Source organism: Aureisphaera galaxeae, assembly GCF_028561275.1.
GTDB classification, from domain to species: Bacteria; Bacteroidota; Bacteroidia; order Flavobacteriales; family Flavobacteriaceae; genus Aureisphaera; species Aureisphaera galaxeae.
This window is the reverse complement of the sequence record NZ_JAQQTF010000007.1, coordinates 355,522-373,154: the sequence shown is the minus strand read 5'-3', so window position 1 is coordinate 373,154 and position 17,633 is coordinate 355,522. Positions and strand designations below refer to the sequence as shown.

The following is a 17,633-nucleotide window of genomic DNA, read 5'->3' as shown; positions in this document are numbered from 1 at the left end:
TTAATTTGTTTTGAAATGATCGTTTCAAAAAAGGTTAAAAAAATTTATGCTATTGTTTTTAATATATTTTGAATGATGCCCTTCAATATTTTGGGGTCGCGTACCCCCAATCCCGTAATCCGGAAACCCTGAAAAGCGCTCACTAGATAATGTGCCAGTGCATCACTGCTTTCATCGGTACGAATGGAACCATCTTCTTGTCCTTGCTTTACCAAATCTTCGAAAACGCCATGCATTTTTTCCTGATTGGCCTCTAAGAGCCCAAGCAAGGCTTCATCCTGATTGCCCATTTCGGTGAAGCAATTAATGAGCATACATCCCTTGTTCTCCTTATCATGTACCATTTCGTCCAGCACGTATAAAAACGCCAGTCCTACAGATTCCATCGCATTGCGGTTCTTCTCCTTAACTCGATTGAAAAGACAACCACTTTCATCTTGGTACTTCTTCAGACTTTGTTGATAGAGCTCCATCTTATTGCCAAACGAATTGTAGATACTACTTCGGTTCAGTCCCGTAGCATCCACCAAATCCTGCATGGAGGTACCGTTGTATCCCTTCATCCAAAAAACCTGTTTGGCCTTGTCCAGTACTTCGTCTCTATTAAAATCTTCGCTTCTAGGCATTCTTAGTATTGCAATTGCATGACAAATATACTGAAACGTTCATTTCAAAAAAACGTTTTAGTAAAATTTTATGGTTTTCGCATTTCACCTTATCTTTAAATTGCCAATTTTTAACTATGTACGTAAAAAGAAATGTAGGCTGGGGCCTCATAGTAAGATACGCCTGGAAACGAGTAATTTTCTATACCCTGTATGCCGGCGCCATTTTTTGTATTTATCACTTTTTCGAATGGCATTTTTTAGACATCCCCTTTCAACCCCTTAGTGTTATAGGAATTGCCGTCGCCTTTTACATAGGTTTCAAAAACAGCCAGAGTTATGACCGTTTTTGGGAAGGACGTAAAATATGGGGTGGCATAGTAAACTATAGTCGGACTTGGGGTATACAGGTCCTTAGTTTTGTACAAAGTGATGATGAGGATTTCAATAAAAGAGTACAAAAAGAACTTATCTACCGACACATTGCCTGGCTCAATTCCCTGCGTGTACAGTTAAGACAACCCAAATCCTGGGCGATCAAGGAAAATAAGAGTGTGGAAAGGCTATTCGACCGGCACGGAGAACGAAACCCTTCGTGCAATGAAGCCAAAAATTATGTGAGCCCTGCAGAATTCGAAGACCTCACAAATAGAGTGAATCCGGCTACTCAACTCGTAAAAAACCAAGCCTTGGAAATTACCGAGTTGAAAAAGAAGGGAATTATCGATGGCTTCCAAGAGGATCAACTACAATCGGTACTTGAGGAGTTTTACAATCTACAGGGCAAATGTGAGCGCATTAAGAATACTCCTTTCCCTAGACAGTATGGTTACTTTGCGTGGTTATTTACAACCATTTTTATTTTACTACTCCCTTTTGGTTTGCTGGATGTATTTGAAAAAGACATTATAGATGTAGGGCCCAGAATGAGGGAATGGTACCTCTTTTTAATGATTCCTTTCTCCGTGCTTATTTCTTGGATTTTCAGCACCATGGATTCTATTGGGGATAATAGTGAAGATCCTTTCGAAGGACGCATAAATGATGTCCCCATGACCGCACTATGCCGGACCATAGAAATTGATTTAAGGGATATGCTAGACGAAACCGATCTACCCAAAGGCATCCAACCCAAAGACCATATTCTGTATTAATGCCCAAAGTTGCTTCTTCTTATCGTGCCAAAGGGTTGTACAGAAACATGCATTTTGCAACCATTTATTCGGCCAAGCTACGGCCCAACCCTTCCCTGCATCTACAGCGCGAACGACTTACCCTGCCCGATGGGGATTTCATGGATCTTGATTTCTCATTTTCTGAAAAGAACTCGTCGAAGATCATCATCTTACTGCACGGTTTAGAAGGCAATGCCCGCCGCACCTATATGAAAGGTCAAGCTAAATATGCCAATCAACAGGGCTGGGATGCCTGTGCCGTGAACTATCGTGGATGCAGTGGGGAAGAAAATCGCTCGTACAAATCGTATAACGCGGGTAAAACAGACGATTTGGAAGCCGTCATTCAATATATATTGGAAAAGGATCGATATGATGAAATCGCCTTGGTGGGTTTTAGTTTGGGTGGAAATTTACTGCTAAAGTATCTCGGTGAACGGGAAGAGGTTCCATCGCAAATAAAGAAAGGGGCCGCTGTATCGGCACCCCTGCATTTAGAAGGTTCCCTGCGGCGACTTACAGAACGTCAAAATTGGGTCTATTATACGACCTTCCTGAACCACTTGAAGAAGAAGTGCAAACAGAAAATGAAGCGTTTTCCAGACCGTCTGGACCCTTCTCAATTCAAGGCCATTAAATCCCTTCGGGATTTTGATGATATCTATACGGCTCCGGCCCATGGGTTCAAGGATGCAATGGACTATTATGAAAAGAATAGCAGTCTCTATTTCCTTCCCAATGTGCGAATTCCCGTACTCGTTTTAAGCGCTTTAAATGATAGCTTTCTTTCGGAAGAATGTTATCCCTTTTCGCTTTCAGAAAAGCAAAAAAACATCTATCTTGAAACCCCAAAACACGGCGGACATGTAGGGTTCCACGCGACCCACTCTCTGTATTATAGCGAGCAACGTGTCCTTCAGTTTTTAACCCAACCCTAAAACAAAAAATATGAAACGATTTCAGTTCATCTGTGTATTTGTACTATCGTTAGCCCTTGTGAGTTGTGGAGGCGATAAAAAGAAGGAAGACGAGAAAGAATCTGTGAAAATAGGCACCAAAAAGGAGACTAAGAAAAGTGATTCTAATGCCGTAACAGTAGCCTTAAGTGGGGATGACCTAATGCAGTACGATAAAACTGAAATTAGGGTAAAAGCGGGACAGAAGGTTACCCTAAATTTTCGTCATACAGGGAAAGGCGACATTAAAATCATGGGGCACAATTTTGTATTGTTGAAACCAGACACGGACATCAACGCCTTCGCCCTTGCTGCTGCCAATGCTGGAGAGCCTAGTGATTGGATTCCGGATGGCGGGAAGGATGTTATCGTTCATACCAAAATGATTGGTGGTGGACAATCTACTTCGATCACCTTCGATGCACCAGCGGCAGGAACCTATGACTTCGTTTGTAGTTTTACGGGGCACGTAGCCCGAATGAAAGGTAAGTTTATCGTAGAATAAGCTACACTTCCTTTAACTGAAACATAGCGCCAAAAGGATCGGCATATAAATGCATGCCTTCTCCTTCGTATAGGATATTACCTCCTGCTTCCAGAATATTTTTTCGAGAAGCAGCCAAATCATTTGTGGCAAAGTAAACAGCCCAATACTCGTGCTTTCCTTTTATGGCATTGCTCATTTGCTGAATGCCTCCAATGCGCCTTCCGTTGGAAACAATGAAGTGTCGATCATATCCCTCGTATTCCAATTGCCACTGGAATACGCCCTTATAAAAGGCTTCTACGTTCTCAAAGCTGGAAACGAACAATTCGTTCCAGATCAAGGTGCCGGGAGTTTTTTCCGTTTTCGATTGAAAAGCGGTACCCTCATATATCGTAAACCCAGCTCCCAAAGGATCCCGAATTAAGGCGGTATGGCCAAAGGAAGCATCCTTATTGGACCATTCTATTCTCCCTCCTAAAGTCCTTGCCCTTTCTAAGGTATCCTCCAAATTCTCCACGCTTATATAGGACATCCAAAAAGAAGGCATTCCCATACTTTCATACTTCTCGGGCATACGATAGAGCCCACTGCAATTGCGAACCCCATCGTGCGCAAAGTAGTAGTTGTCGTCTATCTTAGAATACTCCCAACCAAAAGCCTTAGTATAGAAATCCTGGGCTTCCAGTAGGTGGAAGGTGGCCAAATCGGTCCAAATAAAATCGTTGCCTTTCATAACTTACTTGGGCTCCCAACCCGGTGGTTTTATCAATAGTTTTAGTTTGTTCCCAATCCCTTCAGTTTTTTTCATTTGTTTGACTAATCGTTGAAGCCCATGAAGAAAGATGGTAATGGGATTGGTAGAGTCAACCGGTTTGTCAATCCCGTAACGCACCTCTTCCACTTCAGGTTCGAAGGTGCCTAACATTCGATCCCATATAATGAGCATTCCCGCATAATTCTTGTCCCAATATTGCCTATTGGATCCGTGATGCACCCGATGATGGGACGGTGTATTGAAAATATATTCGATGGGCTTTGGGAATTTCTTAATCACTTCGGTATGTAATAAGGTTTGAAACACCTGAACAAAAACTTCCGATAGTAATACCAAGATAGGATCGAACCCCAACATAACAATGGGAATGGAAAACAAAATAGGAAAAATGGCATCCATGGGACCGAATCGATAGGCCACCGACATATTGAAATGTGGCGAACTATGGTGCACCGCATGTGTAGCCCATCCAATCCCTATCCTATGCATCATACGGTGATCCCAATAGTAGGCAAAGTCGGCCAATAAAATACAGCAGATAATGGTAATCCAGTTGAGCGGTAAATGCGGCAAGCTTACGTGTTCGTGTACCCAAAAATAGAGTTTGGTAACGGCCAATATCCCTAAGATATATTCAATGGACACGAAGGCCACAAACGTGATGGCGTTGGCAATGGAATCCTTAATAAGGTCCATCGTCATCCGTTTCAAAACCGTATAACGGATCAGCTCGAAAACAAAGAACGGAAGAATGACGTATACCAAGCTCCAGTCATTGAATATGGAAAACCAATATTGTACGTCTATCCACTCTAATTCTTTTGCCAACAACGCTACCATACTACTTCTCTTTTGTCCAAGTTTCTATATCGGAAAACCCATAGTAATCATAGCTCAATTGCAACTGTGATGGACTCAACAGCTTAACTGTACACGGAATTTGGTAGGTTTCGTTCTCATATTCTGTGGTGTAAATCGCACTCCATCCCGACTTCTTTTCTTTTTTGAATTGCAGTACCAAATCCTTGGCGCCTTCGCTATTTCCCAAATCGTCTTCATAGGCAATGATATGCCCTACCATCTTTCCTTTTTTGGAGGTAATACGAACGATCATATAACCCATGGTTCCATCATAGTTGAAACTGGCCCTCCATTTTCCCAAAAAGGGTGATTCATTAATGGTCTCTTCTTCTTCAAAAGGTTCTGCTTCTGTAACTTCTGAAATGATCTTTTCCTTGGGCGTTTCCACAATCTCTGTGGTATTGGCATAAGAAAGGTTTGCGGTAATGTGAGGGACACCAGCCAGAAGGGCAATGATCCCGATACTGATAAAAAATAACTTTGTGTTGCTCATAATCTGATTTTTATAAAATCAAAAGTAGCATCACCGGACACCCCTTCCTTTGACCTATATCAAAAAATCACTTTTGTCCTCGAAGTCGGCTCAATGTTTCCTGCGACATCCCCAAAAAAGAAGCGATCTGTCCCAACTTAGCGCGCTGCTCTATATCGGGCATGGACTCCAACATCTGATGGTACTTCTCCTTTGCCGTCAGGTCCATGAAGTTTTTGGTCACATAATCTATATAGCCACATTGGCCTTCGATAAAAAGTCGGGCGAAACGTTCAAAACGCGGAGATTCCTGAGCAAAATCATCGAAGTTATCTTTGGAAATTCGGTAGAGGTGGCAATCCTCAATGGCTTCAAAAGTTTCAAAACCGGGCATCTTAAGATAGAAGCTATACCAGGAAGTGAAAAAGTTCCCTTGATCGTAAAACCAATAGGTACGTTCCTTACCGTCTTTCAGAAAATAGGATCGAATAAGTCCTTTTTCCAAAAAATAGAAGTAGTTGCAATAGGCATTTTCCTTGAGAAGAATTTCATTTTTGGAAATGAATTGTGTTTCGAAACGCGTTTCCAATTCACTTTTCAGCTCCTCCGAAACGAGGGTATATTCGGCAATCCCTTTCAGTAATGATTCCATGTACTTTGCGCTAGATGATTAGGCAAAGTTATCACATTCTTTATAAGCCTGAATTACGCGTAGTTCCCCTTCCTTGCCTTCTACTGAGTTCCCGTGTTCCATTCCTAAAATTCCATCGAAACCTCTACTATGAATGTATTTGAAGACATTCAGGTAATTAATTTCACCGGTAGTGGGTTCTTTGCGTCCGGGATTATCCCCAATCTGAAAGTAAGCGATCTCATCCCAACAGGCTTCAATGTTTGGCAAAAGGTTCCCTTCTTGAATTTGCTGATGGTAAATATCAAATAGGATTTTGCACGAAGGACTATTCACCGCCTTGCAAATTTGGTAGGCATGGGGTGATTCGGCCAAGAACATACCTGGATGGCCCCTAAAATTAAGCGGCTCCAAAACCATGACGAGTCCATGGGGTTCGAGAATCGCACTTGCTTGTTTTAAGGTTTCTATGACGTTGGCAGTCTGGTAATCTGGATGTAAGTGCAAATCCACGTGACCTGGCACCACTGTCATCCACTTGGCATTTACCCGCTTGGCTACCTCGACCGAACTTCGGATATCGTTTAAAAACTCCTCGCGCCGAGCTTCTTTGCCACTGGCCAGATTAGGTTCTTTCCAATAGATTTTATGAGCCACGAAAACACCCATTTCCAAACCTCGTTTTTCCATCAATTTGGCCATGGCAGTTTGCGTTTCGATAGATCGGCCCTTCATTTCGTTGTCTTCGAAAGCGGTAAAGCCTTGATCGGCCATGAAGTCCAACTGGCTCAAAATATCGTTCCCCGCATGGGTCTTAAACATCCCCTCGTGTGGAGCGTATTTTAAGTTAAACGTGTGTTTTTGTTCCGAAGCGGATAGCGACATCCCCGAAACGAGGGAAGTCCCTCCCAAAGATAAAAGGGAACCCGTTAAGGCTCCCTTTTGTATGAAATCTCGTCTTTTCATATGTAATGCCCACGTATGTGGGTGGTCTTAAAATTATAATGCCATGGCATTTCCATTATTTCCGGCTTCCCCTAAGGTAATACATCCGTTTTGCATGCCCGGAACCGGATCGTACCAAAGTACGTTCTTACCAATTTCTTCGGAGGCCTTCCATGCCCACATACTCATGCCTCGAATGTTTGCCATTAGGCTGAACATCGCAGCATCCGTATCTGGTTTCACTGTAGGATCACTGTCAAAAGCTTGATAGTACTCCCCAATTTTACGTCCATATCCCATTTGGGTTTCTTCATCCGTTTTAAGGTACTTAGCCAACAATTGATCGAACTCCTCGGGTTTTCCTTTTTCCAACTCCTCCTTCTCGAAGGTAGTTTTGAATTGGTCGGTAAACACGGCCCATGCATTGCGAACATGGGTTTGGTCGTCCTCTTCCATGCATTCGTTCCAGAAAGCATCGATGAAAGCATGTACGCCTACTTTATTGGCTCCCGGTACTGCCTCATCATCGGGGATGATAAGATCTACCATTCGGCGTAAGGCATGTCCTTCCCCTTTCGATAAGAATACGGGGTTAAATTCTGGTTCGCTGGTGCAACTTTGCAACAGGCTCATAATGGTGGGCGTGGCTACCAAAAAGCCAGCTCCCATTCCTATACTCTTTAAGGCTTGTCTTCTATCCATTACGCTTGTTCTTTTTTAAGTTGATTGGCGGCATGATTGGCAGCTCGCGCACTAAATGCCATATACGTTAAGGAAGGATTTACACAACTTGCTGAGGTCATGAAAGCTCCGTCCGTTACATACACATTGGGTACAGTGTGAATCTGGTTGTTCCCATTAAGTACAGAAGTCTTTGGGTCATGTCCCATACGGGCCGTTCCCATTTCATGGATTCCAAGCCCGGGGGCTCCCGGATCGTCCCAAGGTTCAACATCGGTATAGCCTGCTTGTTCTAGCATTTCCATGGCCTGTTGTACCATATCCTTACGCATTTCGTATTCGTTTTCCTTCCATTCTGCATCGAAGGTCACAGTAGGCAATCCCCATTGGTCTAGATTATCATAGTCCAAGGTCATTTTATTTTCGTGGTAAGGTAGACATTCCCCAAATCCAAGTAGCAGCATACGCCATGTACCGGGTTTTACGATGGCTTCTTTCAAATCCTTACCATACGCCAACTCCGCTACCATTTCGTTATAGCGACTTCGGCTGGCGCCACCTTGGTATCCGTATCCTCTTTTGAAGGTTTTTTGGTCGGTATCCCCTCCCAAATTACGGAAACGCGGAACGTAAATTCCATTGGGTCGTCTTCCTTTATAGTATTTGTCCTCAAAACCGGGAACATTGGCCCAAGCTCCAGCTTTAAAATGATGGTCCATAATATTGTGCCCCAATTCTCCAGAATCGTTCCCCATTCCGTTCGGGAAACGTTCACTCTTGGAATTCATCAAGATCGAAGCACTGGCAATGGCAGAAGCACAAAGGAAAATTACCTTAGCATTAAATACCATTTTCTCCTTGGTTTCAGCATCTATAATTTCTACACCAGTGGCTTTTCCTGTTTCATCGTCGTATAATACTTGGCTCACAATGGAATTTGGACGAAGGGTTAAATTCCCTGTCTTTTCGGCGGCCGGAAGCGTAGACGAATTACTACTAAAGTACCCTCCATAAGGGCATCCTCTCATACAACGGTTTCGGTATTGGCATTTCCCGCGACCATCTCCTTCATAGGCCTTGTCGTCTGTAATATGAGCGCATCGACCAATGGTCAATACTCTATCATCATAATTATTTGCGATTTTCCCTTTAAGATCTTCTTCTGCGCAGTTCAATTCCATGGGTGGACAGAACTTTCCATCGGGCAGTTGAGGTAGGCCCAAATTCTCGCCACTAACCCCGATAAATTCTTCTACTTTGTCGTACCAAGGTGAAATATCCTCATAACGCACTGGCCAATCTACGGCTATGCCTTCCTTCTTATTGGCCTCAAAGTCAATATCGCTCAAGCGGTAACTTTGGCGCCCCCATACAATGGATCTTCCTCCGACGTGATACCCACGAATCCAGTCGAATCGTTTGGTCTCATTATAGGGATGATCTACATCGTTCACAAAGAAATGACGATGTGCTTCATCCGTCGTATATCCGGTACGGGATTGCTTTAACTGTTTGTTCTTTTCTTCTAAGGGGAGTTGACCTTTGAATTTAAATTCCCAAGGGTCCATATTCATGGTGTGGTAGTCCTTTACGTGTTCTACCATACGACCTCGTTCTAAAACGAGGGTTTTCAATCCATTTTCGCATAGTTCTTTAGCAGCCCATCCGCCACTAATTCCAGAACCTACGACAATGGCATCATACAATTCGCTAGGGTTTGCCATGGTGGTTTTTTATTTAAAAATCGATTCGTAAGTTTATTGGTTGCATCTGTTTTAAAAACAGATAGGGTTTGTTGTTCAAGTAACGGTCTAATTTCCTGTATTTTTTCGGATTATACAAAAAACCACTCTTAAAAGAATAAGATCAGCAACCGAAAACGTTTTCGGATACGAATATGGCAATACAAGCTCTATTCTCTTATAAAACTTTTAAAAAAAGCCTAACTTAGAACACTATTATTCACAAACCAAAACCAAAAAAACAAACTCCAATTACATGAAGCGTTTTATACTATTATCCCTCATAGCGGTGTTGGCATTTTCCTGCAAGAATAAGACCGAAGAAACCCAGGAAACAGCTCAAACACCCACCCAAGAAGAAACACAGATGGAAGAGACGAAACAGGCTCCTAAACTTTCCTTGGCACAATGGTCCCTACATAAGAAATACCAAGCCGAAGGCGGAGATCCTTTTACTTTTGCTGCCGATGCCAAAGCACTCGGTTTTGATGCAGTCGAATTCGTTTCTCAACTATACGAAAAGGACATAGAATCCTTAGGATTTGATGCGGTGATCGACTCTTTAAAAGCCATGAACGAAGCCAACGGGGTGAGCACCGTATTGGTCATGGTAGATCATGAAGGCGATTTGGCCGATCCCGATCTTGCCAAACGCGATGAGGCAGTAGAAAAGCACAAAAAATGGATCGATGCTACTGCCAAATTAGGAGGACATGCAATCCGGGTAAATACCTTCGGGACCAATGACCCTGACGAATGGATGGTTGCTGTGCAAGATGGACTCAAGAAAATCTCTGAATATGCAGCCACGAAGAATATTAATGTATTGTGCGAAAATCATGGCTGGCTTTCTTCCGATGCTCCAAAGCTCATGGAAGCTATCAATGGAGTGAATATGGAAAACTGCGGTACCCTACCCGATTTCGGAAACTGGTGCGTAAAGCGAAAAGACGGAAAACGTTGGGGCGAATGTGTGGAGGAATATCCCGATTATTACGAAGGAATCAAGTTAATGATGCCTGCCGCAAAGGCCGTTAGTGCCAAGTCTTATAGTTTCGATGCCGATGGAAACGAAGAAAAGATCGATTATTACCGAATGATGCAGATTGTAAAGGATGCTGGATACGATGGACATATTGGAGTGGAGTTTGAAGGAGAGGATATGGGAGAAGAAGAAGGTATTCTAGCCACCAAAGCCCTCATTGAAAAAGCCCACGCTAACCAAAAATAATATCGTATGAAATCTATTACACGCATACAGCTTTCCTTTATGATGTTCCTCGAATTCTTTATTTGGGGAGGTTGGTTTGTAACCATGGGAACCTTTTTGGGGAACAATCTGTCCGCCAGTGGTGGGGAAACCGCCATGGCCTACTCCACCCAATCTTGGGGAGCCATTATCGCTCCTTTTGTTATTGGATTAATTGCAGATCGCTTTTTCAATGCCGAAAGAATCCTTGGTGTGTTACATATTATTGGCGCTGTCTTAATGTATCAGCTATCCCAAGCAACCGATTTTAATGGTTTCTATCCATACGTACTGGGCTATATGATCGCCTATATGCCAACCTTGGCTTTAGTGAATTCAGTATCCTTTAATCAGATGTCGGATCCCTCAAAAGACTTCCCAATTATTAGAGTTTGGGGAACTGTGGGTTGGGTCGTTGCTGGATTGCTCATTAGCTGGTTTGGTTGGGATTTAAAAGAGTCTATCGCCGAAGGACTATTGTCAAATACTTTTTTAATGACTGCAATAGCTTCGGCCGTTTTGGGTGTTTTTAGTTTTCTTCTTCCAAAAACTCCCCCAAAAGGTAAGGATGAAAAAGTTGGTATTTCAGACATTTTGGGGTTAGATGCCCTAAAACTTTTGAAGGACAAGAACTTTTTGATTTTCTTTTTGTCATCTGTATTGATCTGTATTCCCCTAGCTTTTTATTACCAAAATGCAAATCCCTTTTTAGCCGAAATTGACACTAAAATCAATCTTTTCGGGAAGGATATCGGCCCAACGGGTATTATGACCGTTGGACAAATTTCGGAAGTTCTATTCATGCTTCTATTACCTGTATTCTTTAAAAAGTATGGATTTAAGAAAACTATCCTAATAGGAATGATCGCTTGGGCTTTAAGATATCTGTTATTCGCTTATGGAAATTCCGGGGAACTATTGTTCATGCTATTGATCGGAATCGCTTTGCATGGAATCTGTTACGATTTCTTCTTCGTATCGGGACAGATATATACCGACTCAAAAGCTGGAGAAAAAGTGAAAAGTGCTGCACAAGGTTTGATTACCTTGGCAACTTATGGAGTAGGAATGCTCATTGGTTTCTGGGTGGCCGGAAAAATTACAGACAAATATTTAGTTTCAGAAGGAGTACATAGCTGGCAAGACATATGGTTGTTCCCAGCATTATTTGCAGCAGGAGTATTTGTCCTGTTTGCTATATTATTTAAAAACGAAAAAATAGAATACAAAGCCTAATGAGCCAAAAAATTAGATGGGGTGTACTAGGAGGCGGTGGCGATAGCCTAATTGGGGTATTGCACCGTGTAGCCGCCAGTATGTTCGATGCCTACGCCCTTACCGGAGCGGCATTTAATCCAGAACATTCAAAAAGTATAGAATTTGCCGAGGAATTGGGCATTCCCACAGATAGGATCTATCGGGGAATTGACGATATGATCATCCAGGAACTTAAGCTCCCAGAATCCGAACGCATTCAGGTAGTATCAGTACTTACGCCCAACTTCCTGCACTTCCCTATGGCAAAACAACTGCTAGAAGCAGGATTCCATGTCATTTGCGAAAAGCCCATGACCATGACCTATGCGGAAGCGGTAGCGTTGTCTGAAATTCAAAGGAAAAGTGGAGCACATTTCGCATTAACCCATACCTATACGGGGTACCCCATGGTACGGCAAATGAAGGAAATGATAGCCAATGGTGAGATTGGGGATATCCAGAAGGTGGACGCGCAATACTATCAAGGGTGGATCAATCCGATTATTCACGATCCCGAAAAACGAAAGTCTACTTGGCGATTAGATCCCGAAAAATCAGGGATTAGTTGCTGTATGGGAGATATTGGGGTACATGCCTATCAGATGCTCGAATTTGTAACGGGTATGGAGGTGACTTCTATCTTGGCCGACCTCAACCATCTCTATAATGACAACCAAATGGACATCGACGGAACGGTACTGTTGCGTTTCGATACAAACGCAAAAGGCGTGCTGTGTGCCAGCCAAATTGCAACAGGCGAGGAAAACAATTTCACTGTAGCGGTGTATGGAAAGAAAGCAGGCCTACGCTGGGAACAGGAAAACCCTAATTACCTCTATTTATTGGAAGATGGACAGCCCATGCGTACTTTAAAACCAGGTCACGCATACAACAGCGACCTTTCTTTGGATGGCACCAAATTACCTCCGGGGCATCCCGAAGGAATATTCGATGCCATGGGGAATATATACAAAGGTATGGCCAAAGCCATTCGCGGAGAGGAATACCACCCCGCCGAATTTCCAGGAATGAAGGATGGCGTGCGAGGCATGCATTTTATTGAAACAGCTGTGGCCAGCCATGCAGAAGGAAATGTTTGGAAAGAACTCTAAGAAAACAACATGAAAACAATTAAAGGACCGGCAGTATTTTTAGCCCAGTTCATGGACGATAAGGCCCCTTTCAATTCTCTGGATGGGCTGTGCAAATGGGCTGCCGATTTAGGATATAAAGGAATACAGATTCCTACTTGGGAAACACGCTTAATCGATCTGGAAACTGCAGGGGAAAGCAAAACCTACTGTGACGAACTGAAAGGTAAAATAAACGACTATGGGCTCGAAATTACCGAGCTTTCCACCCACTTGCAAGGGCAGTTGGTAGCAGTGCATCCTGCTTACGATTTGATGTTCGATAATTTTGCACCCGACGATTGCAAAAACAACCCAAAAAAGAGAACCGAATGGGCCCGAAAACAACTAATTAGTGCTGCTAAAGCCAGTAATTATTTAGGACTCAATGCCCATGCTACATTTAGTGGAGCCTTGCTCTGGCATACATGGCATCCTTGGCCTCAGCGCCCTGATGGACTGGTGGAAATGGGATTCGAAGAATTGGCAAACCGTTGGCTTCCCCTTCTGAATGAATTTGAAGATAATGGCGTAGCGGTTTGTTACGAGATCCATCCAGGAGAAGACCTGCACGATGGGGTGACTTTCGAGCGTTTTTTGAAAGCAACGAACAATCACAAAGCCGTTAATATCTTATACGATCCAAGCCATTTTGTATTGCAGCAATTGGATTACATCGAATACATAGACCATTACCACGAGTTCATCAAAGCCTTTCACGTAAAGGATAGTGAGTTTAAACCCGATGGTAAACGCGGGACTTTTGGCGGATATAGTGATTGGCGGGATCGTGCTGGAAGGTATCGCTCCCCAGGGGATGGACAAATAGATTTCAAAACTATTTTCAGTAAATTAACCGAATACGGCTGTGACGTCTGGGCGGTAATGGAATGGGAATGCTGTATTAAAAGTCCAGAACAAGGGGCACGCGAAGGAGCGCCATTTATTGCAAGCCATATTATTCAAGCCACCCAAAAGCGTTTCGATGATTTTGCCGGAGAGGAAATTGATAAAGAAAAACTGAAGAAAATATTAGGGTTGTAGCATCATTATGAATGCATCGAAAGCATCTATTCTGATTTCCCTTTTGGTCATTGTAATAATTGTTTGGTTAAACTTGGACATGTATCAATTCATTGTAAGGGCAAAAAACAGCTATATCATAAGTGGAAGGGATCCTGTTCTATTTGCCTCAGATATTAGGCTTTTGATGCTATCATCACTAGCTGAAATAGGTGCTTTTGTGTTAGCAATAATTGGACGAAGTCGAAGACAAAAATATTCAATACTATCTATAATAATCGCTGTTGTAGTAATGATTCTTATATGGATTCCTTTCTACCTTCTAGCTTTAAAATAAAGTCATGAAAAAATACGTACTCTTTCCGCTATTCTGTATCTTTTTAATTTCCTGTGGACAAACACAGGAAAAGAAAACTGAAGAAACCATGGAACAAGAAGCTCCAAAAGAAGAAGTTACTCAAAAAGAACCCACAGATCCCAAAGAAACCGAAGTTTGGGAACCTGCTCGTGAAATTGTGAACCCCACAGGGCAAAACGGCGCTCCTAGTGATGCCATTGTTCTTTTCGACGGTTCCAATCTGGACGAATGGGTGTCGGCTAAAGATGGAGGTCCCGCCCAATGGGTGTTGAACGATGACGGTAGTATGACCGTAAAGGATAAAACAGGGGATATCAAGACCAAAAGAAACTTTGGCAGTGTACAATTGCATGTAGAATGGCGAAGTAATTCCGAGAGCACTGCCGAAGGGCAAGCCAAAAGCAATAGTGGTGTATATCTTCAGGATCTGTACGAAGTACAGGTATTGGACAACAACGACAACCCAACCTACATAAACGGACAGGCTGCTTCCATTTACAAGCAAGCACCTCCTTTGGTACAGGCACTGGTTCCTACTGGGGAATGGAATACATACGACATCATTTACCATGCACCTGAATTTGATGCCGAGGGTAATAAAACCAAATCCGGAACCATTACGGTATTACACAATGGAGTCTTAGTGCAGGATCATTTTGAATTACAGGGAACTACCGAATATATTGGTTGGCCTAAAAACAATGCCCATGGCAAAGGTCCCATTAAACTACAAGACCATCAGGATATGAGCGGGGTTAGCTATCGTAACATTTGGGTACGTGAGTTAGACTAATTAGGTATGACCGCCGAATTTCAATTATTACTGGGTGTAGGATACTGCGTCTTTATGCTCATACTCTTTTTGATTTTTAAAAGGTTTCCCCCTAAAAAAATCAATATGTATTATGGGTACAGGACCACGCGTTCCATGCGCAATGAAACCATCTGGAAAGCCGCCAATGAGCATTCCATAGAGATTTCAATTCGGTATACGCTCTATAGCTTTTTTATTCCTGCGATGCTTTACTTTTTGTATCCCCAATATAATCTCTTGGGAACCATTATCGGCAATACACTCCTTATCCTTTTGGCATTTTTCAGTACGGAACGTTATCTAAGTAAACATTTCGATGCTATGGGAAATCCGAAGGAATAGTCCTTGCCTTTCAGAATTTGGAATTGCGTACCTTTGCTTCTCTTAACATTGCAGTATGATTCAATCCATGACCGGCTATGGAAAATGTGTAATCCAATTGGCCAGTAAAAAAATAACGGTTGAGATAAAATCCCTTAATAGCAAGAACCTCGATATGAATGCCCGTGTTCCGGGTGCCTATCGGGAAAAGGAATTGGAAATCCGCAACAGGATCGCCAAATCCCTCGTTAGGGGAAAGGTAGATTTTAATCTGTTCGTAGAAATTACGGGAGAAGAAACCAACACCAAAATAAACACGGCCGTTGTTAACCAATACATTTCGCAATTGACCCATGTGGTGGATGGCGATAAAACGGAATTGTTGAAAATGGCCGTTCGAATGCCTGATGCGCTAAAGACAGAACGGGAGGAGATCGATGCCGATGAATTCAACCAGATTTTGAATGCTGTGAACGAGGCTTTGGTAGAAATTAACAAATACCGCAGCGCCGAAGGGGATGCCCTGAAGAAGGATTTTGAAAAACGAATCACTAACATTTCCGCACTTTTGGAAAAGGTGATCGAGATGGATCCCCAGCGAGTGGATGCCGTAAAAGAACGACTTCGTAAAGCCGTTTCGGATCTTAAGGAAGATGTAGACGAAAACCGATTCGAACAAGAACTTATCTATTATTTGGAGAAGTACGATATCACCGAAGAGAAGGTTCGACTTAAAAATCACTTGGAATACTTCTTAGAATCCCTATCTTCAAAAGATTCCAACGGGAAAAAATTAGGTTTCATTTCCCAAGAAATAGGAAGGGAAATAAACACCATTGGTTCTAAAGCCAATTTCGCTCCCATGCAACAATTGGTTGTACAGATGAAGGACGAACTCGAAAAAATTAAGGAACAAGCCCTAAACGTACTATAATGAAGGGAGGAAAACTCATTGTATTTTCGGCCCCTTCTGGGAGTGGAAAAACGACCATTGTCCGTCATCTTTTAGCCCAAAAACATCTCAACCTGGAATTTTCTATTTCGGCTACCTCAAGGGCGCCACGCGGTGATGAAAAAGATGGAACGGATTACTATTTCATAAGCCTCGAGCAATTCAAAAAACACATGAAAGCGGGTGATTTCCTAGAATGGGAAGAGGTATACCGCGATAATTTCTACGGCACCTTAAAAACAGAAGTAGAACGCATTTGGGCCATGGGGAAAAATGTAATATTCGATATCGATGTGGTGGGTGGTCTTCGCATTAAACGAAAGTTCCCGGAAGAAACCCTGGCTGTTTTTGTGCGTCCTCCCAGCGTAGAAGAGCTAAAGATCCGATTGAAAAAACGAAAAACCGAGAGTGAAGAAAAGATCAATATGCGCATTGCCAAAGCTTCCGTAGAAATGGCCACGGCCCCACAGTTCGACTTCATCATCGAGAATGATATCTTGGAAAATGCTTTGGAAGAAGCAGAGCATTTAGTGGCACAGCACATTGCCAATGAAATAAGTGCAGAAGAAGAATAATGGCGACATCAAAGAAGATAGGACTGTATTTCGGAACCTTCAATCCCATCCATGTAGGCCACCTTACCATTGCCAACCATATGGTAGAATATGGGGAGTTGGATGAAGTTTGGATGGTCGTAACACCGCACAATCCGCACAAAAAGAAGAAAACGTTATTAGGTGATTTACACCGTTTGGTCATGGTAGATATTGCCTTAGAAGACTACCCGAAAATAAAATCGAGCAAAGTGGAGTTCGATTTGCCACAGCCCAATTACACGGTAAATACCTTGGCAGTTTTGGAAGAGAAATACCCCGACCATGAATTTTGCCTAATCATGGGCGAAGACAATTTGAAGAGTTTCCACAAATGGAAAAACTATGAAATTATTCTAGAGCAATATTCCATTTATGTCTACCCTAGAATTTCCGAAGGAACCATTGAGCATCAATTTGAGGGACACGAAAAGATCACCAAGATAAATGCCCCTATTATGGAAATTTCATCCACTTTTATAAGAAACAGCATCAAAGAAGGGAAAAACATTAGGCCTTTACTGCCTCATAATGTTTGGCAGTATTTGGACGAAATGAATTTTTACAAATGAGAAACCGCCGGAACTCGAAGATTGAGTGCCAGCG

At 42.7% G+C, this 17,633-nt stretch carries 20 protein-coding genes; 12 read left to right on the top strand and 8 right to left on the bottom strand.

The genetic code is table 11. The features are described from left to right. Window positions 1–44: 44 nt before the first annotated feature. Entirely contained in the window at window positions 45–626 is a 582-nt protein-coding gene (locus POV27_RS14785; RefSeq protein ID WP_272863563.1) for a TetR/AcrR family transcriptional regulator, read from the bottom strand. A gap of 116 nt (window positions 627–742) precedes the next feature. On the opposite strand from POV27_RS14785, the gene POV27_RS14780 reads away from it, so the two are divergent. The 3 genes from POV27_RS14780 to POV27_RS14770 are packed head-to-tail and all read left to right on the top strand — an operon-like array spanning window position 743 to window position 3,241. Further along, on the top strand, window positions 743–1,759 hold the full coding sequence (locus POV27_RS14780; protein WP_272863562.1) for a bestrophin family protein: 1,017 nt from the start codon (window positions 743–745) through the stop codon (window positions 1,757–1,759). Further along, window positions 1,759–2,718, top strand: coding sequence for a YheT family hydrolase (locus tag POV27_RS14775; protein ID WP_272863561.1), 960 nt, complete (start codon window positions 1,759–1,761; stop codon window positions 2,716–2,718). The genes POV27_RS14780 and POV27_RS14775 overlap by 1 nt, the downstream gene beginning before the upstream one ends. A gap of 10 nt (window positions 2,719–2,728) precedes the next feature. After that, window positions 2,729–3,241, top strand: a complete 513-nt coding sequence (locus POV27_RS14770; RefSeq protein WP_272863560.1) for a plastocyanin/azurin family copper-binding protein — start codon at window positions 2,729–2,731, stop codon at window positions 3,239–3,241. A gap of 1 nt (window position 3,242) precedes the next feature. Here POV27_RS14770 and POV27_RS14765 read toward each other — a convergent pair whose 3' ends face one another. The 7 genes from POV27_RS14765 to POV27_RS14735 all read right to left on the bottom strand — a co-directional run bounded on the left by POV27_RS14765 (window position 3,243) and on the right by POV27_RS14735 (window position 9,312). Then, on the bottom strand, window positions 3,243–3,956 hold the full coding sequence (locus POV27_RS14765) for a VOC family protein (protein WP_272863559.1): 714 nt from the start codon (window positions 3,954–3,956) through the stop codon (window positions 3,243–3,245). Between the two features lie 3 nt (window positions 3,957–3,959). Next, complete coding sequence (locus POV27_RS14760) at window positions 3,960–4,838, bottom strand: sterol desaturase family protein (RefSeq protein ID WP_272863558.1); 879 nt, start codon at window positions 4,836–4,838, stop codon at window positions 3,960–3,962. A gap of 1 nt (window position 4,839) precedes the next feature. Then, entirely contained in the window at window positions 4,840–5,352 is a 513-nt protein-coding gene (locus POV27_RS14755) for a hypothetical protein (protein WP_272863557.1), read from the bottom strand. Window positions 5,353–5,419: 67 nt separating this feature from the next. Continuing rightward, a complete protein-coding gene (locus POV27_RS14750) occupies window positions 5,420–5,983 on the bottom strand; it encodes a Crp/Fnr family transcriptional regulator (protein ID WP_272863556.1) in 564 nt (187 codons plus the stop codon). A gap of 18 nt (window positions 5,984–6,001) precedes the next feature. Then, window positions 6,002–6,928 carry a hydroxypyruvate isomerase family protein gene (locus POV27_RS14745; RefSeq protein WP_272863555.1) on the bottom strand — a complete coding sequence of 309 codons (927 nt, stop codon included), beginning with the start codon at window positions 6,926–6,928 and terminating at the stop codon, window positions 6,002–6,004. Window positions 6,929–6,961: 33 nt separating this feature from the next. Then, window positions 6,962–7,609 carry a gluconate 2-dehydrogenase subunit 3 family protein gene (locus tag POV27_RS14740; protein WP_272863554.1) on the bottom strand — a complete coding sequence of 216 codons (648 nt, stop codon included), beginning with the start codon at window positions 7,607–7,609 and terminating at the stop codon, window positions 6,962–6,964. Continuing rightward, window positions 7,609–9,312: a GMC oxidoreductase gene (locus POV27_RS14735; protein ID WP_272863553.1), complete on the bottom strand. Its 1,704-nt coding sequence runs from the start codon at window positions 9,310–9,312 to the stop codon at window positions 7,609–7,611. The genes POV27_RS14740 and POV27_RS14735 overlap by 1 nt, the downstream gene beginning before the upstream one ends. A 274-nt stretch (window positions 9,313–9,586) precedes the next feature. On the opposite strand from POV27_RS14735, the gene POV27_RS14730 reads away from it, so the two are divergent. From POV27_RS14730 to nadD, 9 genes are all read left to right on the top strand, one after another. Further along, a complete protein-coding gene (locus POV27_RS14730) occupies window positions 9,587–10,561 on the top strand; it encodes a sugar phosphate isomerase/epimerase family protein (RefSeq protein ID WP_272863552.1) in 975 nt (324 codons plus the stop codon). 6 nt (window positions 10,562–10,567) lie between these two features. Further along, complete coding sequence (locus POV27_RS14725) at window positions 10,568–11,815, top strand: nucleoside permease (protein ID WP_272863551.1); 1,248 nt, start codon at window positions 10,568–10,570, stop codon at window positions 11,813–11,815. Next, window positions 11,815–12,948 carry a Gfo/Idh/MocA family protein gene (locus POV27_RS14720; protein ID WP_272863550.1) on the top strand — a complete coding sequence of 378 codons (1,134 nt, stop codon included), beginning with the start codon at window positions 11,815–11,817 and terminating at the stop codon, window positions 12,946–12,948. The genes POV27_RS14725 and POV27_RS14720 overlap by 1 nt, the downstream gene beginning before the upstream one ends. 9 nt (window positions 12,949–12,957) lie before the next feature. Further along, complete coding sequence (locus tag POV27_RS14715) at window positions 12,958–14,010, top strand: sugar phosphate isomerase/epimerase family protein (protein WP_272863549.1); 1,053 nt, start codon at window positions 12,958–12,960, stop codon at window positions 14,008–14,010. A gap of 320 nt (window positions 14,011–14,330) precedes the next feature. Beyond that, window positions 14,331–15,140 carry a 3-keto-disaccharide hydrolase gene (locus POV27_RS14710; RefSeq protein WP_272863548.1) on the top strand — a complete coding sequence of 270 codons (810 nt, stop codon included), beginning with the start codon at window positions 14,331–14,333 and terminating at the stop codon, window positions 15,138–15,140. A gap of 6 nt (window positions 15,141–15,146) precedes the next feature. Further along, window positions 15,147–15,503, top strand: coding sequence for an SdpI family protein (locus POV27_RS14705; protein WP_272863547.1), 357 nt, complete (start codon window positions 15,147–15,149; stop codon window positions 15,501–15,503). A 55-nt stretch (window positions 15,504–15,558) separates the two neighbouring features. Continuing rightward, window positions 15,559–16,416, top strand: a complete 858-nt coding sequence (locus POV27_RS14700; protein WP_272863546.1) for a YicC/YloC family endoribonuclease — start codon at window positions 15,559–15,561, stop codon at window positions 16,414–16,416. Beyond that, entirely contained in the window at window positions 16,416–17,009 is a 594-nt protein-coding gene (gmk, locus tag POV27_RS14695; protein ID WP_272863545.1) for a guanylate kinase, read from the top strand. The genes POV27_RS14700 and gmk overlap by 1 nt, the downstream gene beginning before the upstream one ends. Continuing rightward, a complete protein-coding gene (gene nadD / locus POV27_RS14690; RefSeq protein WP_272863544.1) occupies window positions 17,009–17,599 on the top strand; it encodes a nicotinate (nicotinamide) nucleotide adenylyltransferase in 591 nt (196 codons plus the stop codon). The genes gmk and nadD overlap by 1 nt, the downstream gene beginning before the upstream one ends. Window positions 17,600–17,633 lie beyond the last annotated feature (34 nt).